We start from the raw sequence: 26,971 nt of genomic DNA, 5'->3' as shown, positions 1-26,971 counted from the left end.
ATGACTACTTTCACATTTGAGACAGAACCGACCGTAAATCAAGTGCAATCGCTGATCGCATGGCGCGATCGCCGATCTTGTAGTTTCAGCCTTGTTTTCTTGTATAATAGAGTTGAAGTTGTATAATCTCAAATCGTCATTCGTAAATTATGTTAATCAATGCAAAAATTAATTAACTTCAGACCCAAAGATAGAATGCAGTTAACAGCAGTGGTTTTGATAATCTTAGCCATTGCCTTCGCATTTTTTACGAGAATTATCACTGCTTTTGAATACGTTACCTTTGATATCGGACCAGAGCCCGATCAGATAGTAATTGGCAATACTGTAATCAATATGTGGCAGGGAAAAATACCCGCTTTAGGTATGGCTGGTTCTGGAGGAAAATATCCCTTTACTATTCCTCCTCTTTACTTTTATTTAGTATTTCCTTTTACTATTTTTGGTTCCGATCCCGCTTTTCTAGTTTTAGCTAATGGTGTTTTTTCCTTTTTAGCGATTCCACTCCTAATCTATCTAGTTTATCAACTTTTGGAAAAGGTGGAATTTTCCAAGCGAATCCTCTTATCGAGTCTGGCTGGGTTTTGGTATAGCACGTTTTATACAGACTATTTTATTAGTAATTTTTCTTGGAATCCTAGTCCAATACCGTTTTTTCTAATAATCTTTGTACTCCTTTATAAATTTCAGTTAGAGACTAAACAACCTTCATATTATCAAGCAATTTCTTGGATAGTCTATGGTGTAATTTTAGCCATCTTGGTAAGTTTACATTCTACTACAATGTTCGTTCTTCCTGTCGTATGTATCCTTACTTCTCTATGGTTTGTCTATAAGAACAGGAAAAATTTTCTCAAGTGTCTTTTACCTTTGTTAGCGATTATTTCCTCGAATATTGCTCTACTACACTATTGGAAAGTAGAAATTGCTCGTAATTTTAGCAACACCAAAGCGATCATCAATGCAATTATAGGTTCGGACGAGACAACAACTGAAAATGCTAATCTGTTAGCTCGCTTATTTAAAGCTATTTGGGAGTTTGTTTTTCTTGGTAATCAAGTGTATTTTATCTCGAAGGATTGGCTATGGTTTAATTTATTTTTGTCAGTGTTTTTTTGTGTTATTTCTTTATACTTTACCCTCAGAAAGTTTCAAGGTAACAAAACTATATTAGCTGTTCTTGCTCTAACTTGGCTAATTTTTATGTATGCTGCTTCCAATTATCAAGAAGAATACTTTTTCTCTCACCGTAAAATATTAATTTGGTTTGCGCCAATGTTGATGGGAATTATCAGTTTAGCTTACTTAAATTTTAATAACAAATGGTCAAGATTTTTCGGTATTATTTTAATTGGATTAATTGGTTATTCTATCGCTACAAATCTCGACTTCGATCAACGCTATATATCTAGTAAATATAGTACAGAAAGACTACTATCTGCTTCTGATATTATAGACATTTTTAATCAGATTCCCCCTAGATCAAATATTTGTTATCCAGCCAAGAAAGGCAAAAGAAAAATAAACAATCAATACGACTATATTGATAATCATATAACTAAAAGAAACTTACAGGTTGTTAATAGCTGTCAAACAGGTGACTATATACTGCAATCCAAGTTTAAAATGGACTTGGAAATGAATGATCTATTTCCCATTTTTTCCCTAACTAAAACTCCATCGCTAGAGCAAAAAGCTAATCTTGTTTTAGAAACTCCCGAAGCCTATTTATATAAACTAAATTAGCTGAGTTGAAAATTGACTAAATCAATTTTCTTTAGCTATTTGACGAGTATTTTTTGATTCAATCGGTTGCTTAGATAACAACCATGAATAACGCAGTGCGATCACCGATCTTAAGCGTTTAACCATCAGATATACATTCAGATCTTCTAGGGTGCGTTCCCTAATCTGGCTCCCACTGCTCCACCGATCAATTTTTGGGAACGCACCATGCACATTGATTAAAGATGTGAGTTTAAGTGCGATGCTGAAGGCATTGGTTGGTCTATCGGGCCAGCAATTCTCAGTTTTAGACACAGCAAGCCTTTTAGGGATTTAAAGAACATTTTAAAGGGGGATTTTTGGGGCAACTTTGGGTGTACTATCAAGTCAAAAGCCTGAAGACTCGTGAAATGAAATTCGCAATCCCATTGAATTTTACCCCGTATTATGCGAACTAACTCCCAAAAGCCTTGCTACAGGGCAAATTGAGAATTGCTGCTATCGGGGGGTTACGAGGGCAAGCCTAATCGTAATCAAATTCAGAATGGTACAGTCACACGAAGGTGGCATTGGAACAGTGGAAGAATGCAAACTAAAACCTGGGCTTGGAGCGCAAATTGGTCAAAATATCTTCATTACAGTCCCATTAAGATTCTCAGTCTGTCTTCAACCAATGCCAGCGTTTCTGAGGATACAGTTCCCCATCGCTTCTCAAGTCGTTCTACTGAGATTGATCTTACGTCCTCGCACTTGATAAAACTTGGCATTTTCACTCCTCCCTCTGGAGGTTCCACTTTTATGTGAAAAGGGATTCCTTTGTCTTTAGAAGTTACTGGCAAAACAACAACTAAGCCAGATGCACCCTGATTAAACAGGTCTGCTGAAATCACTAAACATGGACGCTTACCAGCCTGTTCATGCCCTCTTACTGGATTAAGGTCTGCTAGCCATATTTCTCCTCTGGTAATTTCTGCCACTACCCTTCTACTCCATCAGCGAGAGTTTGCTCCCATGTCTGCCTTTCAGAAATTTCCTCTTGCCATAAAGTCTCATTCTTCCTTAAGGCGGCGAAGGCTTCATTCGCTTGAACTAGAAAAACATATCTGCGATAATTTTCGATGGCTTTGTCTAATACTGTTGGGAGCGTATCCCCAGAGGAGTCAACGAGTGCTAACAGCGTTTTGTGAGCAGCCTCACTAATGCTAATTTTTAATTCAGGCATACTTTTCTCTCGTAGCTTGTGTAGGGCTATTGTAGCCAATTGTGTAAGGGCTAACAACCTAGTTGGAACTGATTATTTATTCTCCCTTTTGCCTTTTGCCTGTCCTGATATGTAGCCTATGCTCAACGGATTTAGTATTAGATAACACCTGTGAATAACGGAGTCGGAGAAGAATTTTTTTTGCCCAATGTTGAAACACTTTTAACTGATGGCGTTGGCTGGGTAAACGCAGTATATAGACAAAGCGACGCATTATATCAGCCAATCTACCAGTAATATTAATGCCAAAACTGGAAACAAGGGCTGATTGTTTACCCAGGGTTAACATATCACCTAAATGGAGATAATAATAGGGTTGGGGCGATTTTTTTCTGATCACTGCCGAGATATTTTTGGCTAATAGACTGGCTGCTTGATAGGCTGCCTGTGCTGTGGCAGGAATTACCTGTTTATTAGGATAAATTTCGGCTAGATCCCCAAGGGCAAAAACTTCGGGATAGTCGATTAATTGTAAACTGGAACGGGTTAATAATTTGCCTTGTGCTGTTTTCTGACAATCTAAATTATTGATCCAATCCTGTGCTTGGGTTCCTGCTGTCCACAATAATAAATCAATGGGGATAAATTCATTTGTATTATCTTTAAATACGGTCATGGAATTAGCTGCAACTTCCTTTAATCCCGTGTTTAAATAGAGACTAACATTCTTGGCTAAAAGGGAACGACAGGAAGCAATACGAACCGATTTAGGGAAGTTTTGCAGTATTTCCTCATTCCTTTCCACTAGGTGAACTTTGCCTTTTTTTCCTAAACGATCAGCCACCTTACAGGCTAATTCTACCCCATTGGGACCACCGCCAATAATTGCTAAATTAATTGAGGATTTTCCTTGAGTTTCTAAGTCATGAATTGCTGTTTGTAATCTTTCTACATCCTCTAAACTCCGAAAAGTTAGCCCATAATCAGCTAACCCCAGTATAGCCGGCCAACGATTCCGCACTCCCACCGCTAAAACGAGGTAATCGTAATCTAAAATTTCCTCATTTTCTAAATATACTTGATGATTGTTTAAATCAATATTACTGGCTTTTTGAGTTTTTAAATTAATCTGAGTTCCTGTTAATAATTGACGGTAGGAGGGGGCAATTTCCCAGCGTTGCAATTCTCCTGTAATTAGTTCATAGAGAAGAGGAGTAAAGAGAAAATGGTCTTTTGGTTCGACTAAAGTTATTTGCCATTGACCTGATTTTACTGCTGTTAATCGACTCAAATCGAGTGCCGTGTATAACCCTCCAAAACCACCACCGAGAATGCAAATCTTAGTTATAGGTTTATTCATGGATTTTTATTCTCAGTTGTGTTTAAGAGAGGTTTTAGTTCCGAAACTAATTGTTCTGAACGAATAATTCTCGCTGGGGGCAAAAGATGATAGTGAGTGTCAGCAAAAATAGTAGAATCGGTCTTAATATTCAAGTCTTTTGGGTCGTAAATTGTTGGCACAACCCGACTTAATTCTTCAGCAGATTTGCGAATATTAGCCAAGGTTTTACCATCATTTTTGGCATAAACCCAGGGTAAAGAAACCACTAAAGTCGCCCCTTTTGCTTCTAAATCTTTCTTGAGTTTTTCAATTAATTTAATCGAGTGAGCAGAGACAGGAGCATCAAAGGTCATTTGCCACCATTTCCATTTCCCTGTTTTTTCCTTAACTATAGTCGGATCACCTGTATTAGTAATCGGATCGGAAAGATAACCCGTCATTCTGCCTTTAGTGAATAAATCAACCGTGGATTTAGTGACTGCACGCATCCCCGGAATACCTAATAACCAAGTATCCTCGATCATGGTTTTTAAAGGTATTCCACCTAACCCCGGTTTGCCAATAGCGACGCTAAAAGGTGCGGATCCCCAAAGTCCTTCGCCGCGATTAAAACCGTCCTCATCCATGAGCATGAGATATTCAGGAATCAGCAGAATTACATCCCCTTTGCGTGCTTTTTCGAGAATCATAGCGGCAATGACATTTAACCCGATATCACCCTGTAAACCGAAGTTAACCACCGGTATTCCCAATTCTTTGGCCATTAATTCCGAATTTATGCTATAATGCGCCCCCGATCCTGCCGTGACGATTAAACGCCGCGGTCCTTCGACCTTGGCTGCGATCGCTGATTTTTCTTCGTACATCATCCGCAGCCAGCTTAATTCGCCGCCGTAGATGACATTATAAACAAAGCCGAGGGACCAAGCGACTCCCAGAGAAGCTAACCAGGGGAAAATGTTAAAAGATTTAGTATTCATCAGAATTCAAAGTAAATAAAATCACTGGTATTAGTGGAAGCTAGGAGAATAGTTAAACCTAGCAATATTTTAGACAGCCAAGGCGATAGTAATAGTTCATATTCAAACTTTTTCTGGGCAACAGCCAAATGTTCGAGGATTAAGACAATGATACCAAGAACTAAAGCGACGCTTAAAACTGCTCCTTGATTGAGACTATAGGAACTAAAAATTTCCCCGATATTAGCTAAGGAATAATTGAAAGGATTGGCAATAATCAGCATTTTGCCAATTAATCTTCTGGTGTTAATCTCCATGAAAAAGAGACAACCAAAAATGACCGCCAATTGCGTTAAAGCCCAGGAGACAATTTGCGGCTGAGAAACGTATTTTCCGACGAAAGCATAGAAAGGTCGCCCTAGATAACGCAGTAATAATAATAATGTCCCGTGGTAAGCGCCCCAAAAGATGAAATTCCAAGCTGCACCATGCCAAAAACCTGAAAGAGTAAAGGTAATGAATAGATAAAAAGGCGCCCAATTTTTATTGGAACCCATCAGGGGTAAAAATACATAATCCCGAAACCAAGTGCTAAGGGTAATATGCCAACGTCGCCAAAATTCGTTAATACTTTGGGATGTGTAGGGAGCTAAAAAGTTCAATTCCAATCTAACCCCGACAAAATAGGCTAAACCAACAGCAATAAAGCTATAACCGCCGAAGTCAAAATAGATTCTCAGGGTGAATAAAAAGGCCTCAAACCAGATATACCAAGCATTATCGATCATCTTATCTAATTGGATGTAGGGAGCCAGGTTATCGGCGAGGACAAATTTCATAAATAAACCGAGGGAAAGCCAACCCAAACCCTCCTCGAAGTTTTCTCCTGTAAATTTGAGGCGAAATCCCTCCATTTGTGGTAATAAATCCCGGCGACGCTCGATCGGACCTGCGACAATTTGGGGGAAAAAGGAGATAAAATTGACATAATCGAGGACGGCTAGGGGTTTCTTTTTCTTTTCGCGTAGGGAGTCCACCACGAAAGCCACCATCTGGAAGCTATAGAAGGACACCCCCGGCGGTATTTGGCTAGGCACGGGAATTGGGGAAAGTTCCTTCCAATTAGGAGGGAGAGAAACGAATAATCCGATGATTTCTTGGACAAAAAAGCCGAAATACTTGAAGTAGGCGAGGACAAGAATATCGATGACGATAACGATAGTGGCTAGGAGATTCGCTTTCCAGCCGCTCATTTTCAGCACTAGCCAGACCATAATGTAGTTAAAGGCTAGGGAGACGATGAAAACGAGGAAACTGGTGCGACTGGCGTAATAAAATAGGATTAGGGACAGTGCCGCTAATCCAACTCCATCAAAAACACCTCGCCAGAGATTGAAGGACTTCGCTATATAACGCGCCGTTAAGAAAGGAACGCTAAAAAGGATTAATATCCACCAAAATATAAAATCAGAGTAATTCAAGCCTTGTTAACTCCTGATGGTCTGTGTTACCTTGTTTGAGATGGGTTTCCTGACTTCTGATGCACAGAGACGAGAGATTTTCTTGACAAGCCTATCAAACTTTGTCAGACTTGTCCATAAAATTAACTCCAGCAATCCTAAAAAATTGAGGCTAGACAAGCAATGCTTTATCAAAAACTGTTAGATGCACATAAACGCTATCGGCAATTTAAGACTTATCCTCATATTGCTGATCAATATTGGTCTAGTCAGTTGGCAGAGCATAATATTAGTCCTAATTATGTGGAATATGATGCTAAATCTGGTCAACTTTTTTATAAACCTTTAGGTATCAGTTTAAGCAAAAATAAGCAAGATTTCCTCTTGGTTAGTAAAGTTTGTAACAAAGCTGGAGCTTTAAAAGCTCTGGCTGATTGTAAATTTTATATTGATGAGCAACAGGAATTAATTATCGAGATCGATGGAGTTAAGTTAATTATCGAGACGGGACAGGATTTAGATATCGCCCATGAAATTTTCCTTTTAGGTGTATATAATTTCCTCTATAACAAGCCCTGTGTAGTGATCGATATTGGTATGAATACGGGTTTTGCCAGTCTCTTTTTTGCTAATCGAGCTAATGTGAAAGCTGCCTATAGTTACGAACCTTTTAAGGCTACCTACGACCAAGCTTTAAGAAATTTTGCCCTCAATCCTAATCTAGCGGAGAAGATTAAAGCTTTTGATTATGGAGTCGGCGCTCGGGATGAAATTATTCAAGTCGAATACGATTACACCGTGAAAGCTAGTGTTGGTATTTCTGGTATTGACAACCAATTAAAACCTTTTGCCTCGAAACAAACCGCTACAGCCGATTTAATTCTGAAACCTTTCACCGATGTGTTTAAAGGTATTACCTCTGACTATCCCGATATTGATATTGTTGCCAAGATTGATTGTGAAGGCTCCGAATACGAAATCCTCGATTCTTTAGCGGCAACTGGTCAATTGGGACAGATTAAAATTGTCATGATGGAATGGCATAAAAAGGGTCCCGATGCTTTAGTCAAACATCTGCAAGACTTCGGTTTTATCATCTTCTCCCGGATGCCTCGCAGTAAAAATGTCGGCACTTTGTATGCAATTAAACCCTAAAGTACAGAAGTGAGGTGATAGGGAGATGGGGAAATTTCAACTAATACCCCAAAACCCCAACAGGTTCTAACTGATAACTGATAACTGATAACTGCTTTACTGTGCTTGACAATAGGTATTAAACGCTTCGCCAGTTTCTTTTTCTAATTGGCCGGCTTTTCTGACCTTTTCCTGTGCTAATTTTGCCCCGTTTTTATTGCGAGTTTCGATCACTTGAATTATTTCACGAGTGGCAGTGGCATAATCTTCGTAAACTTGAGCGAAAGTGGTCTTATATTTCTCTATTTCAGGATCCTTCACTGCTAATTTTTTCATATTTTCCGAGGCCTGTTCGATTTTATCGGCGGCTAATAGCCAACTTTTTTGGTCAATTTCTGTCCCTTGACCCTTGGTTAAAGATTTGGTTTCTTGGGCGACTTCGTTGGCAATCCGATAGATTTTTTGACATTGAAACTGTTTACTATCAGCACAACTTGCCAAAAAAGTCAAGCCCATAAATATTAAGATTATTTTGTTATTCATAGCATTGTATTTGAGATGATTCTAGAGAAGCTTATAGCGGTAAACTATCAGCCTCTAGTAGTTTTTTACTGTTATCGACTGATAGAATTGTTCAATCTGATAATACTAAAGTTTAGCACTCGATCGCCGTTAAGCGTGTCTTTTTTGATGCCAATTCCAAGCGTGTTCAACTATTACCTTAAGATCGGCATATTGGGGATGCCAACCGAGAACCTGTTTAGCTTTATCACTACTGCCGATTAAAATAGGGGCATCACCTGCTCTTCTGGGACTTTCGATGACGGGAATATCCAAACCAGTTACCGCTTGCGCTGTTTCAATCACTTCCCGCACAGAAAAACCGTTACCATTGCCCAAATTAAACACATTACTTTCGCCCCCATTTAAGAGATATTCTAAGCCTAAAACGTGAGCTTGAGCTAAATCATTAACATGGATATAATCACGCACAGCAGTACCATCGGGAGTATCATAATCCGTGCCAAAAATTGACAGGGAATCCCGTTTTTTCAGAGCAGTTAATAAAGCCAAGGGAATTAAATGGGTTTCCGGTTGGTGATCTTCCCCTAATAAACCACTGGGGTCGGCTCCTGACGCATTAAAATAACGGAAAGCCACCGATTTTAAACCGTAGGCCGGATCAAAATCCCTAAGAATTTGTTCCACCATTTCCTTACTGGCTGCGTAGGGACTGAGGGGATGATGGGGGTGACTTTCCGTCATCGGAATTTCCTTCGGCATTCCATAAATAGCACAGGTGGAAGAAAAAACAAATTTCTTCACATCGGCGGCGATCATCGCTTGCAAAAGAGTCAGACTACCACTAACATTATTTTGATAGTAAATGGCTGGTTCCTGCACCGATTCCCCCACGGCAATAAAAGCGGCAAAGTGCATGACAGCGGCAATATCACGACTAGCAAATAAATTATCCAGCAGCGATCGATCCCTGGTATCACCGACAATTAACTCAACTTTTAATATATCCTTAATGATTTCGGCGTGACCGTAGGATAAATTATCGAGTACGATGACGGAATAACCGGCATTTTTGAGCGCTAGAACCGCATGGGAACCAATATAACCCGCACCGCCAGTAACGAGAATGGTAGGTTTAACTTGAGACACGCGATCATACCTATTTGAAATTGACTTGTCTATAACTTTATACCCTAATTTTCCTTTTATTTGACCATCATGTTAAGTCCCCTCGATCTATCTCTTTCCCTTGACAAGGAAACTTATCAATCACAAATTAAAGATTTAATGGAACAACTGCGATCGCTACAGCAGTCCTGTTGGGAATGTAAATTACCCGTGGTGGTGGTTTTGGAAGGTTGGGCGGCGGCAGGCAAGGGAACTTTAGTCAAAAAAATGGTTAACTATATGGATCCTCGGGGTTTTACCGTCCATCCAATTTTAACCCCTTCCTCCCAAGAGGAAAGTTACCCGTTTTTGTGGCGATTTTGGCAAAAACTGCCAGCAAAGGGCAGTATCGGCATTTTTTATCACAGTTGGTACACCCATCTACTAGAGGATCGACTCTTAAACAAATTGCCCTCCTCCCAGATTCCTCTAGTCATGCGCGATATCAACACCTTTGAGCGACAATTATTTGATGATCGGGTGGCGATCGCTAAATTCTGGATTCATCTCAGTCAAAAGGAATTAAAGTCACGCATCAAAGAATACGCCGAAAATGAGCTAGAATCTTGGCGCGTGCGTCCGGAAGATTGGCAACAGGCCAAACGTTATGATGAGTATGCCAGTTTAGCCGAGGAAATGATTACCTACACTAGCACGGGGGCCGCCCCTTGGACATTGGTGGAGGGCAACTGTCAACGCTGGGCCCGGGTAAAAGTTCTCTCCCAATTAGTCGGTACGATCGCTCAAGCTTTGGATCAGCGGCAATTACCGATCGAACCTCCTGTCAATCTACCACCCCAAGCCCAATTACTGCCCACAGAACCCGATTATCTGGGGAGAGTGGACTTAAGTGCCAAATTGGAAAAAGAAGACTATAAAATCCGTTTGCGTCAGGCACAGGTAGAATTAAGAAAACTGCAATTAGAGATTTTTCAGGCAAATATTCCCGTTTTAGTCCTGTTTGAGGGGTGGGATGCCGCCGGTAAGGGAGGTGCGATCAAACGCTTAACCGATACCCTAGATCCTCGCAGTTATCAAGTGATTGCCTTTGCTGCCCCGACGGAGGAAGAACACCGCTATCATTACCTCTGGCGCTTCTGGCGCAAATTACCCGCAGCCAAAACTATCGGTATATTTGATCGCAGTTGGTATGGACGGGTTTTGGTGGAGAGAGTGGAAGGATTCGCTAAAGATATGGACTGGCGGCGGGCATATCAAGAAATTAACGAATTTGAAGCCCAATTAACCCATTCAGGCTGTGTTTTAGTCAAATTTTGGTTACATATTAGCCCCGAAGAACAGTTAAATCGCTTCAACGAGCGCCAAAATAACCCCTATCGTCAACATAAACTCACCGATGAAGATTGGCGCAATCGAGAAAAACAGCCCCTCTACCATGTGGCAGTTAATCACATGGTAGCCCGTACTAGCACCCCCGTCGCCCCCTGGACGATTGTGGCGGCAAATGACAAGTATTTCGCCCGCGTTAAAGTCATAGAAACAGTAATTGCCGCTATTGAAACCGGTTTGAAACAACGGGGATAGGGGAGGGGATAGGGATTTTTTCGATTCACCCTCCCTTAACCCTGATGTGCTGAGAAGCAGAGTCGAGAACTTCATCGAACGTTTTCAATATCCACCAGAGGAGAAACAATCATGAATCTCAATGAGTTGCCGGGGGCCGAGATCATCTTACCCGGACTGAGGGATCTTCACAATGGTGAGTCTAATACCATTGGGGCGTTGCTAGTTGCGATCGCAGCGACGCGCCTAACGGAAGTCGGTTTCGATATCCCTAAAAATCACCTAGCTGCAGAGCCAGAGCTAACCTTGTATGCCTATCTCCAAGAGGAACGGGATGATGCTTATTCTTACTATAATGCTTTGCTGAATCGCCTCAATAGCTTTTGCAATGCACTCGAACTCGGTTATAAAATATGATGACAATTTCCCCCAGTTTAATTTCTCCCGATCTCAGTTTGGCCGATATTCCCCTAGAGGAAACCCTCTCTTTAGGAGTGATGGCTTCTGGTAGTGGTTCCAATTTTGCTGTTTTAGCAGCAGCGATCGCTAAAAAACAGCTAAATGCCCGAATTCCTGTCCTCATCTACAATAATCCCGATGCCAAGGTAAAAGAAAAAGCCGCTGACTACAATATCCCTGCGGTTTTCCTCGATCATCGTCAATTTAAACCCAGAGAAGAACTCGATCGGGCAATAGTAGAAACTTTCCAGGAATACGGGGTAAAATGGGTAATTATGGCCGGCTGGATGCGAATTGTCACCCCGGTGTTACTGGATGCTTTTCCCGATCGCGTGATCAATATCCATCCTAGTTTACTACCCAGTTTTAAGGGTGTGCGTGCCGTGGAACAAGCTTTAGCCGCGGGGGTAAAAGTGACCGGATGTACTGTGCATATCGCTCGCGCGGAGGTAGATAGTGGCCCAATTTTAATGCAAGCAGTGGTTCCCATTCTCCCCGATGATACCGCAGCCAGTCTCCACGAACGCATTCAAGTGCAAGAACATCGCATTTTCCCAGTAGCGATCGCTTTAGCAGCGAAATTGAGCCTATAGAGATCGATTTCTGGACTTCCTTGGCGAGAATACTGGCAAAAAAACGAAAATTCAAGGCAAATCGTTGAATAGGGTTTGCGGCAAAAAGTTTGTTGGTGGAGTTAGGAGTCAGTAGCCAGCAGTCAGGCTTCGGCAAAAACACTACACGCGGCGGAAAAAGAAAGTGACAGGGTACAGCAAAAAAGAGTGGAATACTGGTCTCAAGTGCGAGAAATTGAGGCATCAAAACTAATTTTCATCGATGAATCGGGGGTAAATTTAGCCCAATTAAGACTCTATGCTAGAGCCTTAATTGGCCGAAGAGCTTGGGGAAGAAAACCACAAAAAAGAGGGAAAAATATTTCAATAATTGGTGCTATAAGCTTAGAAAAAGTTGTGGCATCAGTCAATATATACGGTGCAGTGGATGCGGTAACATTTGAAGGATTTATTCTGAAGGAAGTGCTGCCAAAAATTAAAGATTACCTGCTATTTAGGGTTTGCTGAATAATGGTAAAACCCTTTTAAAATAAAGCTTTTGACCTGTTAAAGTCCGATGTTCATGCTGCGAAAATAGGATTGGGACTTTCAAAAACCTTGCATTATCCTTCCTTTAGTACATCGCTTGGTACAAAAAACAAGGGCAACAAAGCCTAAAATTCCTGACTCCTGACTCCTGACTCCTGACTCCTACCCCCAGGAAAAACTTTTTCAGCAGACCCTATTTATTACAATATGCTACTGCGACTTTAAGAATGTTTTATGTTTAAGACCATACAACATTTTCAATCGGATTTCGTACATCAAATCTGTCACCAACTTCTTAAATCTGGTATAGACTTCCTGGTTAATCCTATCCTTTGGTGCTAAATCACCTCCATGAGCTACAGCATTGCGTAACCGCAGAAATAACTCTAAGGATTCCTTTAAATTACGATTCGGATGTGCATAATCCTTCCAATGTTCTGGAAACTTTTCAAGTGCAAAGCTTTTGAGTAATTTGTTTAAGACGTTGAAACCAACATTACTCTCGGTATTAACAACTCTTGAAAAAGTGCAGCTATCCCCAGCGTGAAACTCTTTAAGTGAAGCAAAAAACCTTACTTTTCTATTGTCATTTGTAGGATATTCCTTGAACTGTTTAAAGGAGTTTTCCATGTGGTGAATAACTATTTCATCGCAAAAATCATGAAGATCTCTGCCAACCTTATTAAGTTCATCAATATAGAGGTTGAAAGATTTTTGGATAAAGCTTTCCCATAAAGAATAAATCATCGATATTGATTGAGTTGAGAAAATGTCTTGATGCTTTGAAGATAGAGAGTACCTTCTCGTAAAAATTGCTCTCTCAATTTCGAAAAGAACAGATATTCTCTCCTCAATAATCTCTTGCAATGCCCTATCAAAATCATCCATAGCCTATTGCTAAGTTTATTATTGAAAAATTTCATCTACTCTTTTAAGACGATTTCTAATCCGACTTCTACTATTAGAAGCGTTTCCAGAATACCTTTTGAAGTCGTTGTCACTTTTTAATTGTGTTATCTTTGATTTCAAAAGTTCAAGGTCTTCAGCATACGTCTCGATATTTTGAGCAACTCCGATTAATATCCCCTCAAAATAAGCTGGAACAAATAAGTTTCTCTCGTTTCTAAATATCTTGTTGTCTTCTATTTGGTAAATTAACTCTAAAACTTTCATGATGAGAGATTCATAAACATCATAGTCAAAATTAGCGTTCTGAACAGTTCTCTCCATAAAATCGTTTAAAAACTTCTCCATATTTTCATTAACATTTTCAGCATTTTTGTAGAAAGCAAAAAACCTAAGAACTAATTCTTGATCATATAATTCATTAAGTTTGCCACTACTTAATTGAGTAAGATATTTGAAAACTTCGCTTTTACTAACTTTTAGTAAAAGCTCGTTAAGCCTGGGATTAACCCCTCGATAAATTGCATTTCTTATCTCTTGTGGAGTTAATTTTGAACCTCCAGAGTTTAGTCTTTTGAACAACTCATACTTCATGGAAGTACTACTTTCTCCTCTCAGAATTTCAACTCTACAAACAGCCCTTTTTAAGTTTATTTTTAGATTTGTTGGAAGATTGTCAACATTAAAGCCTTGCAAGCTTTTGACTAATCCTCCTTCTTGCAAAGTCCATTTATTTATAGTTTTTATCCCTCCAGTTTCTTCCCCGCTTTCCTCATCAATTTCTTCTTCTTCTTCGACTCCTGATCTGTCTATATATTCTTGATAGTCAATTGTCCATCCACTACCTTTTAGTTCACCAAAAAAACTTATGAAAGTAGAAACACGTTGCAATCCATCGACCAATTCCCATACACCGTTTTTATCCTCGGCCACAAATATTGGAGGAATTGGAATCGAGAGTAGAATTGATTCTATAAGTGCAGTTTTTTGTGCTTCTGACCATCGGAATAATCTCTGATACTCTGGTCTAATTATTAATTCACCATTTTTGTATAGGTTGATCAACTCCCCAAAAGAAATGTCAAGTCTATCAGACGACAGCCTTTTTCTCTCATCTGAGACTGCTTTTTCGAGTAAGGCTACTTTTTCAGCAAGGTTTTCCATATTACTCAGGCTTAGTATGCTTTTCCAAGTATAACGAGCTAACAATGAAATTGATGACGACTCTGTGAAAGAGAGAACTCAGTTTTTGACAGTCTAACTATTAATCATATCACTCCCTGCGGTCCCACACCCTCCTCTATCCTACTTCTCATTGACGTACTGTTAGGCCGTGGCTTCGACACCGCACTCTTAGACTCACAGCTTCAATGAATGAGCATGGTGCGTTCCCAAAAATCTATTGGTGGAGCAGTAGGACTTGCATTAGGGAACGCACCCTACAGCGATCGCACTATCAATTATACGGCTCCCTGCTGCCAACTCCGGCACTCATGGACAGTCTTTTAGAGAGTCAACCGCTTAGTGGTCTGTCAATCTTGAAATTGTGGATAGGGGAATGCTGCCAAATTATTCGCCCCCAATCCCTCAAAATCATCTTAACAGACCAGTAGAATCACCCTTAATTTTTGTCAATTGTCGGACTCTAACTATATTCTTCCCCGACACTGAGATTAAAGAGCATTTGTAGGGATTGTAAACAGCGCTTACGCGCTTCGATATCCTGTTGGGCCCGCAGTTGTACCATGGGTTCGTGAAGGATTTTATTAACGATACCGCGGGTCATTGCTTCGATAACTTCTTGGTGTTTTTCGGCGAATTCCGTCCCCAGACGGGAGAGGGCCTTTTCTAATTCCTGTTCGCGAATATCTTCAATTTTGCTTCTTAAACAGCTAATTGTCGGGACAGTGTCCAAAGAACGCCACCAAAGCTCGAAAGCTTCCACTTCCTGCTCTAGGAGTGCCTCTGCTTCCCTGGCCATCTGACGGCGACTTTCCTGATTGGCGGCAACCACCGCTTTAAGATCATCGACGTTAAAAGCTTGCACTTGTGCCAATTCCTTCACGTCGGTGTGGACGTTACGGGGAACAGAAATATCGATTAACATCAGCGAGTTAGCAGTAATCGTCACTTCTGTCAATAAATTTTTAGTTAAAATTGGTTCCGTGGCTCCGGTACTGGTGAAGACGATATCCGATGCCGCTACTGTAGCCATCATCTCTTCTAAGCCATATAGTTGGATTGGTACGTTAGGAAATTCACGGGCCAACTCCTGGGCCCGTCTTTGGGAGCGATTGACGATCGCAATTTGCTGAGAACCCTTAGCCAGAAGGTGAGTAACTAATAATCGGGACATTTTCCCTGCCCCGATAATAGCGATTTTCTTGCCGCTGAGGTCTGTCACCTTAGCATGGGCTAACTCCACCGCCGCCGAACTGATCGATACGGCTCCCGTGCCGATGCTGGTTTCCGTGCGGACGCGCTTACCGGCAGTCATCGCTTGTTTAAACAGGCGATCGAGTAATTGGCTAATAGTATTGTACTTCTGAGCTAATTTATGGGTATTTTTAACTTGAGCGAGAATTTGCCCTTCCCCGAGGACAAGACTTTCTAAACCGGCGGACACCCGGAGCAGATGACGGACAGCATCCTGATGCAGTAGGGTAAACAGATAACGACGCAGGACATTAAGGGGAATATGTCCGATTTCAGCGAGAAACTGGGTAATTTCCACCACGCCCTTTTCCGTATCCGTAACCACGGCGTAGATCTCCAAGCGGTTACAGGTGCTGATAATCGCCACCTCTTGGATGTGAGGATAACCCTTGAGGTGGGTAAGAGCGGACTCGATTTTCGCTTCCGGGATACTCAATTTTTCACGAATTTCCACCGGGGCTGTCTTGTGACTCAAGCCCACTACAGCAATATTCATTTATGTTCTCCTACAAATGTTGCTCAGGCTACAAAAATTATTGATAAAGATCAGTGCGTTATGTCTCTAATTGTTGCAATTTAGTCCCAATCGGGATGCAAATAAAAGATGTTTGAAAAAAAACTTTATATATTTTTACCAATGGGGGCGAGGTGAGCCATACCCACCCCACCGCGTCAGGGAATTATCTCAGTTGAATGTATTTGGGTTGGTCGAACAGGTGAACGGTATCGACAAAGCGGGCGGTTTTCGATTGGGTGGAGATAACCAAGCTTTGGGTTCGAGCGCCACCATGAAAGAAGCGGACCCCTTCCATCAGGGTGCCGGGGGTGATACCACAGGCGGCAAAGAGGACGGTTTCGCCACTGGCTAATTCTTCGCAACCGTAAACGCGATCGGGATTGGTGATGCCCATTTCTTGCAGACGAGCGAGATTACCCTCGCGGCTTTCGCCGATTAAACCGGTTTTGACCACTTCGGGATCATAGATTAATTGTCCCTGGAAGTGACCGCCTAGACAACGCATAGCCGCCGCCGAGATTACCCCTTCTGGAGCGGCACCGATACCCATGAGAGCATGAATATTAGTTCCCGAAAAAGCGCAGGAAATAGCGGCCGATACGTCACCATCGCTGATCAGACGAACTCTGGCCCCGGCGTTGCGGATTTCTTGGATTAATTCCTTGTGACGGGGACGATCCATAACCACTACCACCAGTTCTTCGATGGAACGATTGAGACAATCGGAAAGAACTTTCAGGTTTTCCGTCGCCGATTTATTAATATCCACATGACCTTTAGCTGCTGGGGGAGCGGCTAATTTTTTCATATAAAAGTCAGGAGCGGCGAATAATCCACCTTTTTCGGAGATCGCTAACACGGCCATAGAACCATTTTGACCGTAGGCAACCAAGTTAGTGCCTTCGCAGGGATCGACGGCGATATCAATTTCGACTAATTCGTCGGGATTACAATATTGTTTGGCATCAACTTGGGTACAGATACCCACTTCTTCGCCAATATAGAGCATGGGAGCCTCGTCTCTTTCCCCTTCTCCAATAACGATGCGACCGCGCATATGGATTTTATTCATCCGTTCACGCATCGCTTCCACAGCGACGTGATCGGCGATATTTTTTTCGCCTTTACCCATCCACTTCGAGGAGGCAATGGCAGCCTGTTCGACCACTTCGATAATTTCTAACCCTAGCGTACTTTCCACTCGATGATCCTCCCTACAGCTGATCTATGATTTATCTAGTGAGTTTGTTTCCTTAACAGTCAAAAGTCTATCACCAGACGGGGATCATTCTTAAGTTTTTATGTAGATCATCTGGAGGAGACCGGTATAGCTAGGGAATTTTTGCCAGCACTGTCGCCCCCATCTCAGTTATGGAGAGCTTGTTCGCTGATTTGGTCTGGCGATCGCATGAAGGAAGGTTCTTACCCCTGTTGTGAATGCTAGACAAGGGCAGCTTTGTCAATACTAAACATCTGGTGCGGTTTTGCCGAGCAAAATTATAACGTTATCGGGTCAGGTTTTAAAATGAGCCATTTTAGTTGACGGTCTTTCTCATAAAGATGCAGTATAACCTAATTTGCTATCGACGACTGACTCCCCAAAGGGAAAATTTCCTACCTCATCCTTAAGATAAGCTAAGTAGCTGGTTATAATTAAATTGAAGATAGATTTTGGGTTCGATCCCCCCTGCCCCCCTTGATAAGGGAGCATTTGATAATTTTTAACGCCTACGTACTTAAGACGCATTTTAACCGCCTATAACTCGGTTTGTTAACGAAGCCAATAAACTATAGCGATAATAATACTCAGAATTACCACAGTCTGGCGCAGATAACTAGGAGAGATAATTCTAGCTAGTTTTCCCCCCAATACCCCCCCCATTAAAGAGCCAATTGCTACCACTATCGCTGCCGACCAATATACATGATTAGAAAAGAGAAAAAACCAAGATGCGGCCACATTAACCACCAAAGAAAGCAACTGTTTTAAAGCATTTAATCTCGTGAGATTATCCTTGAGAAATAAGCCCAAAATTGCCAACTCAATTACCCCTAAACCTGCGCCAAAATAACCACCATAAACTGAAGCAAGGGCGATGGGTAAAACCGCCAAAATTTCTGGTATATGACCATTTTCGTCCCCTTGTTGCCGCTGTAGCCAAGAGCGTAAAGTATCTTGAAAAGCCAATAAAGCCGCCGCTAAAAGAATCAGAAAAGGAATCAGGCGCTCAAATACTTTATCACTACTATTTAACAGCAAAATACCACCGATAATGCCGCCAATAACTGCCGGTGGTAGTAATAATCGAATCCGTTTTTGTTGCCCGTGCAGGTCTTTTTTTTGGGCGAGGGTTGCCCCCAGATAACCGGGACATAAAGCGACGGTATTAGTCACATTTGCCATTACTGGTGGGATACCCACCGCCATCAGCGTCGGAAAAGTAATCAGACTACCGCCACCGGCAAGAGCATTAATTAAGCCGGCAGCCACGGCAGCGATTACCAAGAAGCCATACTGAATAGGCGTGAGCATTTAGGTGTTAGGGATAGTAATTAGCGATAAATCAATTTTTTCCTCGTCAACTTGCTTAATTTCGGCTCTAATTCCTGGTCCAAAATATCTTTCGATTTTTTCCTGTTTTGCCAGCCACTTTTCTAGGGGTAAAAGGGGCGATTCAAATTCTAGGGTGAAACAATAGGCGGAATCAACAGCAGTTTCACGAATTGCCACTAAAGTCGGTCTTTCCTCGTCTGTGGGGCTTAATCCCAGCTTTTCTAAGGCTTCATCCAGATGCACTTCCTGTCCGTAGCGATAGCGGGTGACATCGTTGCGAAGTTTGGTTTGGGTGACAGTAGCCTGTTGTTGGCGCAATTGCAAGATTTCGGGGCTAGTGGGTTGACTGAAGGGTATCGGTTTGATTTCTGAAGCTTTTAGGGCTAAACCTCCCAATAATAACGGTAATCCGTAGAAAAACCCCGCTAAATTGACCGTGGCGTTACCTTGGGCATAACCGATGATCCCGATAACCGTTAAAATACTGCCTAAAATTAAGCCAAAGTATGATAGTCTAATTTTTCTGAGCATGAAATAATTTTTTTCTTGAGTACGCTAATCCTTTAGAGATTATACAACTCAAGAGAATCTTTTTTGCAGATGGGCAGTGGGAAGATTTTTCAGTTATCAGTAAACAGTCATCAGTCATCAGTGAAAAGAAAGCGGCGAACTTGACACTTAATAAGTAAGTAATCTCAATTTTGATGTTTTAATAAGGTCGGGGTTGAAAATTATCAGGAATATCGAGTTCAAATACTTGGTCATGAATCCGAGCCACATAAAACCCTTCTTGCAGAATTTTTTCGCGTAATTCGTTGGATAAGTCAACTGATGCTAGTATGCCATAGAGTTTTTTGTCCTTGTGTTCAGAGAAAAAGCTGCGAAACCGTTGCAAAATACTTTTTAATTGTGTAATGGATTCCTCTCTAGCATGACTTTTAACCTCGACGATATAGGCAGTATTTAACTCACCATTGGTATAGGCAAGGACATCAATTTCTAGGTGTTTTCCATCTTTACTGACTCGGACACTGGGACTGATAACTTCCATACCGAACCTTTGTCTGAGAATCGTTTCCATTGAGGGAAGGGCAAGTCCTTCGGTAAAGCTGCCGAATTTTGCCCCGAGTCCCCCAATTTGCTGACCTAATTCTTTGAGTTGTTTGTCAGTTTTCTTCTGTTGTTGGGCGTTTTCCTTCTGTTGTCGGTCAGTTTCCTTGAGTTGTTGGGCGTTTTCCTTCTGTTGTCGGTCAGTTTCCTTCTGTTGTTGACTAACTTCCTTCAGTTGTTTGTCAGTTTCTTTTTGAGCAGCAGTTAATTCGGCTTGAGCAGTCGCTAATTCGGCTAAGATTCGCCATACGTCTTCTGATGTAGTTGCCATAGATAAATTTTTTCCTCTGATTTGGTCTATTACTATTTTACTAAATTTTGCCGATTCATGAAGAAAAAAGTGTTGCTGCCTTTGGCCAAGATAGAGCGATTACATTTAAATTTTTAATAAGGTCGAGGTTGAAAATTATCAGGAATATCGAGTTCAAATACTTGGTCATGAATCCGAGCCACATAAAACCCTTCTTGCAGAATTTTTTCGCGTAATTCGTTGGATAAGTCAACTGATGCTAGTATGCCATAGAGTTTTTTGTCCTTGTGTTCAGGAAAAAAGCTGCGAAACCGTTGCAAAATACTTTTTAATTGTGTAATGGATTCCTCTCTAGCATGACTTTTAACCTCGACGATATAGGCAGTATTTAGCTCACCATTGGTATAGGCAAGGACATCAATTTCTAGGTGTTTTCCATCTTTACTGACTCGCACACTGGGACTAACAACTTCCATACCGAACCTTTGTCTGAGAATCTTTTCCATTGAAGGAAGGGCAAGTCCTTCGGTAAAGCTGCCGAATTTTGCCCCTAATCCCCCAATTTGCTGACCTAATTCTTTGAGTTGTTTGTCAGTTTTCTTCTGTTGTTGGGCGTTTTCCTTCTGTTGTTGACTGACTTCCTTCAATAGTAGGTCAGTTTCCTTGAGTTGTTGGGCGTTTTCCTTCTGTTGTTGACTGACTTCCTTCAATAGTAGGTCAGTTTCTTTTTGAGCAGCAGTTAATTCGGCTAAGAGTCGCCATACGTCTTCGGATGTAGTTGCCATAGATAATTTTTTCCCGATGTCACCTATTCACTATTTTATCGGATTTCTGCGCTTGCCGAAGACACTGGGGAGCAGACTGCTGATTCAATTGGGTAAGGCGGAGCCTAATTCATAGAACAAGAATCACCGCCACCAGCGACTAACATCCCTAATACTTTGATACACTTCTCTTAAGGCGACCTCCCCCCAAAAATGAAGGATTAAAGGGACTAAGTTGGGAATAGTTTCGAGGAAATGAGGACGAGTGAGAGTTCCCAAAGCATGAAGGGTTTTTTCCCAGAAGGATAGGTCAACATTGGCAGGGATTAACACCTGAGTTATAATTAGAACAAAAATTAACTAAGGCAGTTGTTCTCAAATGAAATTAAAGGAGAGGATATTGGTGTCACATAAAATCATCGGTTTTCTTCTCGCCATGCTGTTTGACGGATAGATTTAGGAGTAATATCCCTGTCTTCCCACAATCGTGCTAGGGCAAAAAACTCTTGCTCGTTATCAGATAATGTTGTTTGATTTTCGATGATTTCTACAGAGTCAACAAAATCTAAAGCAGTTAAAATTTTAGAGAGTGTTTCTGGTTTTTCTTGGTCACGAATGTGTACGATTTATTGTTTCAAGGTAGTAAATTTTGCATTGAGTTAGTATTAATGATCATTGTCTAATTCTGTTTTTAGCCAATTAAGAATCGGAGAATTATTACGAATTCCATGATTAATTAACTGTTGTGATAGATCTAAAATTTCTTGTTTAGATAGATAACCTGCATAAAAACCAACCAAGAGAATTCCTAATGTTCCTTTGACGGTTAATTCCATAGCTTTGGCAACTCTTCTTGCTAATTTCTCATCTATAATTACCCAGTCTGGTTTGATTGAAATTGCCAAGAGAATAACTTCTAATTCTCCTCGATCTAATCCTAGTAATAGCGGTTCAAGAGGAGATGATGATGCAACTTCTTGAACTTGAATCCAATTGGCATTTTTGAGTTCTTTTGCCCCCGGTTTATTATCTCCAGCGATGACAATTTCTTGATAAACTGCCCAAGGAATAATCACTTCATTAAATAGCTGATTAAGAAGATCTAATTGATTAATCAAAGATAAGGCGATGATCGGTGTAGAATTAACAATTATCTTCATTCTCTTGGATTTTTTGGGCTAATTTACGGCTGGTTTGTATTTCTGATTCCCATTCTTCTGCTGTGTAATCAATAATGGAAAAACCATACTCAGAGAGAAGTGTATAAAATGTATATTTATCGCAGCCTAATACTTGTGCGCCGATTCCTGCTGAAATTTTTCCTTCTTGATAAAGATGCCCTAATGTATAAATGATAACTTTACGAGAGAAGGCTTCTTTTTCTTCTCTGGCGGCAATGAGAAGTTCTTCGGGAAATGTTACATTAATGCTCATGAGTGTTTAAAGATAATTTGTTTTTCTTGATTTTAGCAGGAATAATATCGCTAATTAATTGATGGTTGATAATTAAGATTCTCTATATTGTTCTCTTTAGTTGTTTATAAATTTCATCATCGTTTCGTTTGTCAATCAGCAAGATTTCTAGTGTTTGCTCCTCAACACGATAAACGATTCGATATTCACCAATATCGGCTCTATGATAGGAGTATCCTTTTAACTTTAGAGAATCTTGGGGATAGGGATTTGTTCTCAGTTCGGTTATTTTTGTGGCTACTTGTTTGGCGTGTTTATCTGGCAGTTTTTTTAAGCGTTTAGTTGCCTGTCGAGATAGGTTAATCTTAAGCATTTAAAATTTCTGACAGTAAAGCCTCACTTTCTGTTGTTCCGATAAAACCTTCTTGATGAGCTTTTTCTGCCTGTAAAGCCAAAAGTTGATTTTCTAACTCGGAAAATCTCTCAAATTCCTCGATTGACAGCACGACTGCAACATTACGTCCCTTTTTTGCTATCTTTACTGGTTCTCTTCGAGCCAAGTCTAACAGTTCGCCAAAGCGATTTTTTGCTTCTGAGGCTCCTAATGTTTTCATAACTAACCTTTATAGAAACTAGCCATTATGACCATTTTAGCTATTATAGCAATTATTGACAGGGCAATCACTTCCACCAGCGACTCACCTCCCTAATCCCTTGATACACTTCTCTTAAGGCGACCTCTCCCCCCAAAATGAAGGATTAAAGGGACTAAATTGATTAATCTAAAGCATTAGTTGGTTTTTCTGCTTCTCCAAATAAAACGAAAGCAGACCATAAGCCAGGATTTTCATGTTTTTTCATAGTGTTTAACATTGCTTGCCGTAATGCTTTGGCTTTGTCTGGATCATTTTGAAGATTTTTATGAAAATTGATCATTAACTCGTCAGATGGTGAGTCAGGAATTTTCCACAAAGAGACTACAATACTAGGCACTCCTTTTTTCATAAATTCATTAATGAAACTAGAACTACGATAATCACCCAATCCAGCTAAACCCGTTTCACAAGCACTTAAAACGACCAATTTTGCGTTGAAAGTGGTTTTAGGATTAAAAATTGAATAGGAAACCAAAAAACCATCTTCTAAATTATAGAAGTCGCAATCACTGGGGGAATCTCCTACACAGGAAGAGCGAGCGGGAGTTAACGCTAATACTGAGTCTCCCCTAGAAGTATAAAATCCATGAGTGGCAAGATGAATAATGTCGGCATTCTGCATTTTTTTAAGGACAACTTCTCCTTTCGCATCTTTTCCAATTAACGGTTCTGTTTGATAAATCTTGGCAATTTCTCTGGCTTCATTTTCTGTTCCTTTTAACTGCCCAAGTTTTTGAGGTTTAATATTACGAATTTCACTATATTCTTGACGACTTTCATCAATAGCAGGTAATTTAATGGTCGGCATGATAGGATTGCCTACGATAAGAGCATCCTGCTGACTATTTGATACTTTTGAATAAGCCTCATTATGAAGCATTTTTAAAATTTTGATTGAAGGCGCGTAATAGATAGTATGTTTTTCGATCAAGTATTTCCCTTGAGTATCTCTTAACGCAGCAAAGGGAACTTTCAATAATTGACTATCTGGAATAAATACCACATGATCATCAGGATTTGTTGGTAATATATCTGCTATTGGCTCAATTAATACTTGATTTAATTTTTGTAAACATTCAATAGATCTTTGACAATATTTATTTGACAAAGAAGTAATAATTTGGGGTATATCTGTTCTTCCATTTTCTTGATTAATTAGTCCATAATTAACTTGAATTAAATCTTTTAGAGAGGGAATGTTATCAATTTGAGATTGAGCAAATTGTGATTGTTTTTGGTTCTGACACCCAACAGTATTTAAAACTAAAATTGCTCCCAAAAAAAGAATCGCTAATTTTTTATTTTGAGATTTGGCAAAAATCAGCAAAACCAATATTATAACTATAAAATTAAAAATGAATAAATTGAGAAAATTCCGCTCGATAGATAAAACTGACGATAGGTTATCTTGGTTAAATGCTATTTTCGCTGTCTTGTTAGATAAATTTACCTGGCGAAAATAAACATTGCTATCAGGAGTAACTACCCAGATTAAAAGTTTATCATCTTCATGTAATGAGTATTCGACAATGGTTATATTTTTGACTTTTGCTATCTTTTTAAAGTCATCAATAGTCATTCTGGGTTCATTTTTTAACTGTTCTTGTCTTTGTTCTTCTGAAAGAGCGAAATCCCCCCAATTACGGAGTAGATTGAGAGAACGTCCCAAATCAGATATTTCTAGTGCTTTTTCATATTTCTTTTGCTTGATTAAAACATTTTCATAATCCCTAAGACGAGATAAAGACTCAAAAGGAAGATTTTCAAATGATTGATCAAATTTGCTTTCAGCTTCATGAAGACGACCGATTCCAGCTAACATTGCCCCTTCTTTGGCTAATGATGAATCTGAATCATATCTAAATGTTCTCATGAGATATTTCGCATATTTATCCTTCATAAAGTTAAAGTCATTTAAAGCGGACTTATAATCATCAACAGAATTAGTATGACTAGCCAACATCAAATTGAGATCATTAATTACTGCAACTAATTCCCCAATAGTTAAGACATGAATTCCCCAGCGTAAAGGGTAGCCAGTTTCTTTTATTGAGTTTGATTGAGTCTTAAGCCCATTTTTTAAACTCTTGATTAACTTTCGATTTTCTTTAATGCCTTCTTTCTTCATTACCTTATAAAGTGATTTAATCACTGATATATCCGTTTCTGGATAATAGACCATCATATTATTTGGGTCTTCTACTAATGGATTATTTTTGTATTGTGCGGCAAATTCTTTGTTAAATACTTTAAAGTAATCGCCACAATATTTTACAATTTCTTCATCTCTTGTTATCAAATCGGCAAGCCTAATATTATAATCACATAATCGTTCGTTGGCTTCTTGAATTAAATCACTTATCATTCGTTTGCCTTGATAATGCTGAGGGTCTGGATAACTATCCTTGGAATATTTTTTATACACAGATAATTTATACTCTGCGCGTTTAATTCCTTCTTCAATAAGCTTAATAGTCTCAGGATTATTTGTGTCAATAGTTGAGCCTGTCATAGCACCGGTTTTTGCAGCCTCAAAATAAGGTAATGGCTTCTTCACAATCGCTTGCATTTCCTTTGTCGTCTGTGCCAACGTCAAAGAACATCCAAATGGCAATGATATAGCGATACAAATATAAACAAAGACAAGGCTTGTCAATTTATGGAGTTTCATAATTTCAAATATATTTGAATGAGTAATAAAATTCAGAATTATTTTTACCAAGCAGGTTTTTCCGAACTTTTTTCGGTATTCTTTTTAGATTTTGGTGAAGGAATAATTGAAGAAATATCATAAAAAACTCGTTTTCCTTCCGCAAAAGTCTTAGGTGGTTTTTCTCCCCTTAAAACAGGAGGCTCTTGACTAGGTAATTCGTGGCGATTTAATAGCTCTTTTAGAACATCATCAGGGTTATCTTTCGATTCTAAAGTAATTAATAAATCCTCCTCATGGCAAACTGAATTTTCTGATTTAACAGCACAGATTACAGGTACTTCCTTATTGGGAACCCACGTTTCTAATGTAGCAACTAAACGTTTTAAGCCATCACGATTATAAATTCTTTGGAATCGCCGAGAAACTTCCTTACACCTTTTTAGCGGTGGCCAATTATCACCAAAATGATTATTATCTAGCTTCCAAAGAATAATTGGAATCGATTCATCGCCCGTTGCAATTGTTGCAGGAAAACTTTTCCCATTGTATTCACTTTCTCCACAGGAAAACGTAACTTTTGACGCTGGAGACTCCGAGGGAACTTGACGAGGAGAAACGTTTGTTGTCGGAGTTTCTGGTTTGGGAGAAGGATCAGGCGATGGCTTAAGTACAGATATTAGTCCAGTCACCGCAACAATAACTGGTGCAGCCGCAGTCAGAATAGCCACAACACCAGCACCAACATTATTTTTGTTATCGCTCATTAATTGATTACCTCTTTAGAAAAGATTCTTTTGGGGTGATCACCTCTTTTATTGTATATCTCTTATCCACTATTGGCAAAAATTTAAAGGAATTTTAATTCTATGGGTTATCGTATCTTTATTGGTGCCACCCCCACCCATTTCTACTACCCAAAATTTCAGCCCACCTTTGCCTTCTTTCGACTGCTCAACCACAAATTGAAACTCTAATTCAATGTCACCCACTTCAAAGCGAATCTGCTCACCCTCAGAGGCTAAAATAGATTTACTCAGTTCAACCCGCAATGCTTCTAAGGTTTCTCGAAGTCCAACTTTATTGATGTCCATAATTCTCTAGTTATTTTTGAAAGATGCA

29 protein-coding genes and 1 pseudogene are annotated in these 26,971 nt (G+C 40.1%); 6 read left to right on the top strand and 24 right to left on the bottom strand.

The features are described 5' to 3' along the window. Positions 1-159: 159 nt before the first annotated feature. Entirely contained in the window at positions 160-1,746 is a 1,587-nt protein-coding gene (locus ACQY1X_RS09545) for a hypothetical protein (RefSeq protein WP_430014465.1), read from the top strand. Positions 1,747-2,360: 614 nt separating this feature from the next. Here the strand turns inward: ACQY1X_RS09545 and ACQY1X_RS09540 are convergent. From ACQY1X_RS09540 to ACQY1X_RS09520, 5 genes are all read right to left on the bottom strand, one after another. After that, positions 2,361-2,702 carry a type II toxin-antitoxin system PemK/MazF family toxin gene (locus tag ACQY1X_RS09540; protein WP_012268344.1) on the bottom strand — a complete coding sequence of 114 codons (342 nt, stop codon included), beginning with the start codon at positions 2,700-2,702 and terminating at the stop codon, positions 2,361-2,363. Further along, the gene (locus ACQY1X_RS09535) at positions 2,702-2,947 is read right to left on the bottom strand and encodes a hypothetical protein (RefSeq protein ID WP_002739747.1); all 246 of its coding nucleotides are present in this window, start codon (positions 2,945-2,947) and stop codon (positions 2,702-2,704) included. Before ACQY1X_RS09535 ends, ACQY1X_RS09540 begins: the two co-directional genes overlap by 1 nt. Before the next feature lie 76 nt (positions 2,948-3,023). After that, the gene (locus ACQY1X_RS09530) at positions 3,024-4,286 is read right to left on the bottom strand and encodes an NAD(P)/FAD-dependent oxidoreductase (protein WP_024970543.1); all 1,263 of its coding nucleotides are present in this window, start codon (positions 4,284-4,286) and stop codon (positions 3,024-3,026) included. Then, positions 4,283-5,248: a hypothetical protein gene (locus ACQY1X_RS09525; RefSeq protein ID WP_430014464.1), complete on the bottom strand. Its 966-nt coding sequence runs from the start codon at positions 5,246-5,248 to the stop codon at positions 4,283-4,285. The genes ACQY1X_RS09530 and ACQY1X_RS09525 overlap by 4 nt, the downstream gene beginning before the upstream one ends. Then, positions 5,248-6,708 carry an MBOAT family O-acyltransferase gene (locus ACQY1X_RS09520; RefSeq protein WP_002739905.1) on the bottom strand — a complete coding sequence of 487 codons (1,461 nt, stop codon included), beginning with the start codon at positions 6,706-6,708 and terminating at the stop codon, positions 5,248-5,250. Before ACQY1X_RS09520 ends, ACQY1X_RS09525 begins: the two co-directional genes overlap by 1 nt. A gap of 162 nt (positions 6,709-6,870) precedes the next feature. Here ACQY1X_RS09520 and ACQY1X_RS09515 point away from each other — a divergent pair, with 162 nt between their 5' ends. Continuing rightward, positions 6,871-7,842, top strand: a complete 972-nt coding sequence (locus ACQY1X_RS09515; protein WP_430015630.1) for an FkbM family methyltransferase — start codon at positions 6,871-6,873, stop codon at positions 7,840-7,842. A 96-nt stretch (positions 7,843-7,938) separates the two neighbouring features. Here the strand turns inward: ACQY1X_RS09515 and ACQY1X_RS09510 are convergent, their stop codons facing one another. Both ACQY1X_RS09510 and galE read right to left on the bottom strand, forming a co-directional pair. After that, positions 7,939-8,364, bottom strand: a complete 426-nt coding sequence (locus tag ACQY1X_RS09510) for a hypothetical protein (protein ID WP_042791069.1) — start codon at positions 8,362-8,364, stop codon at positions 7,939-7,941. Positions 8,365-8,493: 129 nt separating this feature from the next. Further along, entirely contained in the window at positions 8,494-9,492 is a 999-nt protein-coding gene (gene galE / locus ACQY1X_RS09505; protein ID WP_002754158.1) for a UDP-glucose 4-epimerase GalE, read from the bottom strand. Positions 9,493-9,561: 69 nt separating this feature from the next. Here galE and pap point away from each other — a divergent pair, with 69 nt between their 5' ends. The 4 genes and pseudogenes from pap to ACQY1X_RS09485 form a co-directional block, all read left to right on the top strand. Next, on the top strand, positions 9,562-11,055 hold the full coding sequence (gene pap / locus ACQY1X_RS09500) for a polyphosphate:AMP phosphotransferase (RefSeq protein ID WP_103113416.1): 1,494 nt from the start codon (positions 9,562-9,564) through the stop codon (positions 11,053-11,055). 111 nt (positions 11,056-11,166) lie between these two features. Continuing rightward, positions 11,167-11,451 (top strand): hypothetical protein, encoded by a 285-nt coding sequence (locus ACQY1X_RS09495; protein WP_002740123.1) that lies wholly within the window; start codon positions 11,167-11,169, stop codon positions 11,449-11,451. Continuing rightward, a complete protein-coding gene (gene purN / locus ACQY1X_RS09490) occupies positions 11,448-12,086 on the top strand; it encodes a phosphoribosylglycinamide formyltransferase (RefSeq protein WP_430015629.1) in 639 nt (212 codons plus the stop codon). Before ACQY1X_RS09495 ends, purN begins: the two co-directional genes overlap by 4 nt. 135 nt (positions 12,087-12,221) lie before the next feature. Then, positions 12,222-12,548 (top strand): annotated as a pseudogene (locus ACQY1X_RS09485) (transposase); the annotation flags it as partial. A gap of 255 nt (positions 12,549-12,803) precedes the next feature. Here the strand turns inward: ACQY1X_RS09485 and ACQY1X_RS09480 are convergent. The 17 genes from ACQY1X_RS09480 to ACQY1X_RS09400 form a co-directional block, all read right to left on the bottom strand. Further along, positions 12,804-13,481 carry an MAE_28990/MAE_18760 family HEPN-like nuclease gene (locus ACQY1X_RS09480; protein WP_002740199.1) on the bottom strand — a complete coding sequence of 226 codons (678 nt, stop codon included), beginning with the start codon at positions 13,479-13,481 and terminating at the stop codon, positions 12,804-12,806. Between the two features lie 18 nt (positions 13,482-13,499). Beyond that, positions 13,500-14,663, bottom strand: coding sequence for a DUF262 domain-containing protein (locus ACQY1X_RS09475; protein ID WP_430015628.1), 1,164 nt, complete (start codon positions 14,661-14,663; stop codon positions 13,500-13,502). A 481-nt stretch (positions 14,664-15,144) separates the two neighbouring features. Further along, the gene (locus ACQY1X_RS09470) at positions 15,145-16,431 is read right to left on the bottom strand and encodes a glutamyl-tRNA reductase (RefSeq protein ID WP_002779253.1); all 1,287 of its coding nucleotides are present in this window, start codon (positions 16,429-16,431) and stop codon (positions 15,145-15,147) included. A 184-nt stretch (positions 16,432-16,615) separates the two neighbouring features. After that, entirely contained in the window at positions 16,616-17,653 is a 1,038-nt protein-coding gene (gene glpX, locus ACQY1X_RS09465) for a class II fructose-bisphosphatase (protein WP_002756310.1), read from the bottom strand. 570 nt (positions 17,654-18,223) lie between these two features. Then, positions 18,224-18,985 (bottom strand): sulfite exporter TauE/SafE family protein, encoded by a 762-nt coding sequence (locus ACQY1X_RS09460; RefSeq protein ID WP_002793247.1) that lies wholly within the window; start codon positions 18,983-18,985, stop codon positions 18,224-18,226. Beyond that, complete coding sequence (locus ACQY1X_RS09455; RefSeq protein ID WP_002739647.1) at positions 18,986-19,537, bottom strand: DUF2854 domain-containing protein; 552 nt, start codon at positions 19,535-19,537, stop codon at positions 18,986-18,988. 178 nt (positions 19,538-19,715) lie between these two features. Further along, positions 19,716-20,387, bottom strand: coding sequence for a DUF3782 domain-containing protein (locus ACQY1X_RS09450; protein ID WP_430014461.1), 672 nt, complete (start codon positions 20,385-20,387; stop codon positions 19,716-19,718). Between the two features lie 113 nt (positions 20,388-20,500). Next, positions 20,501-21,151 carry a DUF3782 domain-containing protein gene (locus ACQY1X_RS09445; RefSeq protein WP_002748281.1) on the bottom strand — a complete coding sequence of 217 codons (651 nt, stop codon included), beginning with the start codon at positions 21,149-21,151 and terminating at the stop codon, positions 20,501-20,503. A 123-nt stretch (positions 21,152-21,274) separates the two neighbouring features. Further along, a complete protein-coding gene (locus ACQY1X_RS09440) occupies positions 21,275-21,463 on the bottom strand; it encodes a hypothetical protein (RefSeq protein ID WP_002787839.1) in 189 nt (62 codons plus the stop codon). Between the two features lie 83 nt (positions 21,464-21,546). Then, positions 21,547-21,756, bottom strand: a complete 210-nt coding sequence (locus tag ACQY1X_RS09435; RefSeq protein WP_308417861.1) for a hypothetical protein — start codon at positions 21,754-21,756, stop codon at positions 21,547-21,549. Positions 21,757-21,795: 39 nt separating this feature from the next. Further along, the gene (locus ACQY1X_RS09430) at positions 21,796-22,290 is read right to left on the bottom strand and encodes a DUF3368 domain-containing protein (RefSeq protein WP_430014460.1); all 495 of its coding nucleotides are present in this window, start codon (positions 22,288-22,290) and stop codon (positions 21,796-21,798) included. After that, positions 22,274-22,564 (bottom strand): UPF0175 family protein, encoded by a 291-nt coding sequence (locus tag ACQY1X_RS09425; protein WP_008203693.1) that lies wholly within the window; start codon positions 22,562-22,564, stop codon positions 22,274-22,276. The genes ACQY1X_RS09430 and ACQY1X_RS09425 overlap by 17 nt, the downstream gene beginning before the upstream one ends. Positions 22,565-22,646: 82 nt before the next feature. After that, positions 22,647-22,916 carry a type II toxin-antitoxin system RelE family toxin gene (locus ACQY1X_RS09420; RefSeq protein WP_002739840.1) on the bottom strand — a complete coding sequence of 90 codons (270 nt, stop codon included), beginning with the start codon at positions 22,914-22,916 and terminating at the stop codon, positions 22,647-22,649. Beyond that, positions 22,909-23,157 (bottom strand): type II toxin-antitoxin system Phd/YefM family antitoxin, encoded by a 249-nt coding sequence (locus tag ACQY1X_RS09415; RefSeq protein ID WP_002739617.1) that lies wholly within the window; start codon positions 23,155-23,157, stop codon positions 22,909-22,911. Before ACQY1X_RS09415 ends, ACQY1X_RS09420 begins: the two co-directional genes overlap by 8 nt. Positions 23,158-23,320: 163 nt before the next feature. Continuing rightward, the gene (locus tag ACQY1X_RS09410; protein WP_430015627.1) at positions 23,321-25,870 is read right to left on the bottom strand and encodes a CHAT domain-containing protein; all 2,550 of its coding nucleotides are present in this window, start codon (positions 25,868-25,870) and stop codon (positions 23,321-23,323) included. Between the two features lie 44 nt (positions 25,871-25,914). Next, the gene (locus tag ACQY1X_RS09405) at positions 25,915-26,616 is read right to left on the bottom strand and encodes a COP23 domain-containing protein (protein ID WP_430015626.1); all 702 of its coding nucleotides are present in this window, start codon (positions 26,614-26,616) and stop codon (positions 25,915-25,917) included. A 69-nt stretch (positions 26,617-26,685) separates the two neighbouring features. Then, positions 26,686-26,943 carry a trypco2 family protein gene (locus ACQY1X_RS09400; protein ID WP_430015625.1) on the bottom strand — a complete coding sequence of 86 codons (258 nt, stop codon included), beginning with the start codon at positions 26,941-26,943 and terminating at the stop codon, positions 26,686-26,688. Positions 26,944-26,971: the final 28 nt, after the last annotated feature.

The organism is Microcystis protocystis FBCC-A270, from assembly GCF_050500235.1.
GTDB classification, from domain to species: domain Bacteria; phylum Cyanobacteriota; class Cyanobacteriia; order Cyanobacteriales; family Microcystaceae; genus Microcystis; species Microcystis ichthyoblabe_A.
The sequence above is the reverse complement of the archived record's forward strand: the minus strand, read 5'-3'. Positions and strand labels throughout refer to the sequence as shown.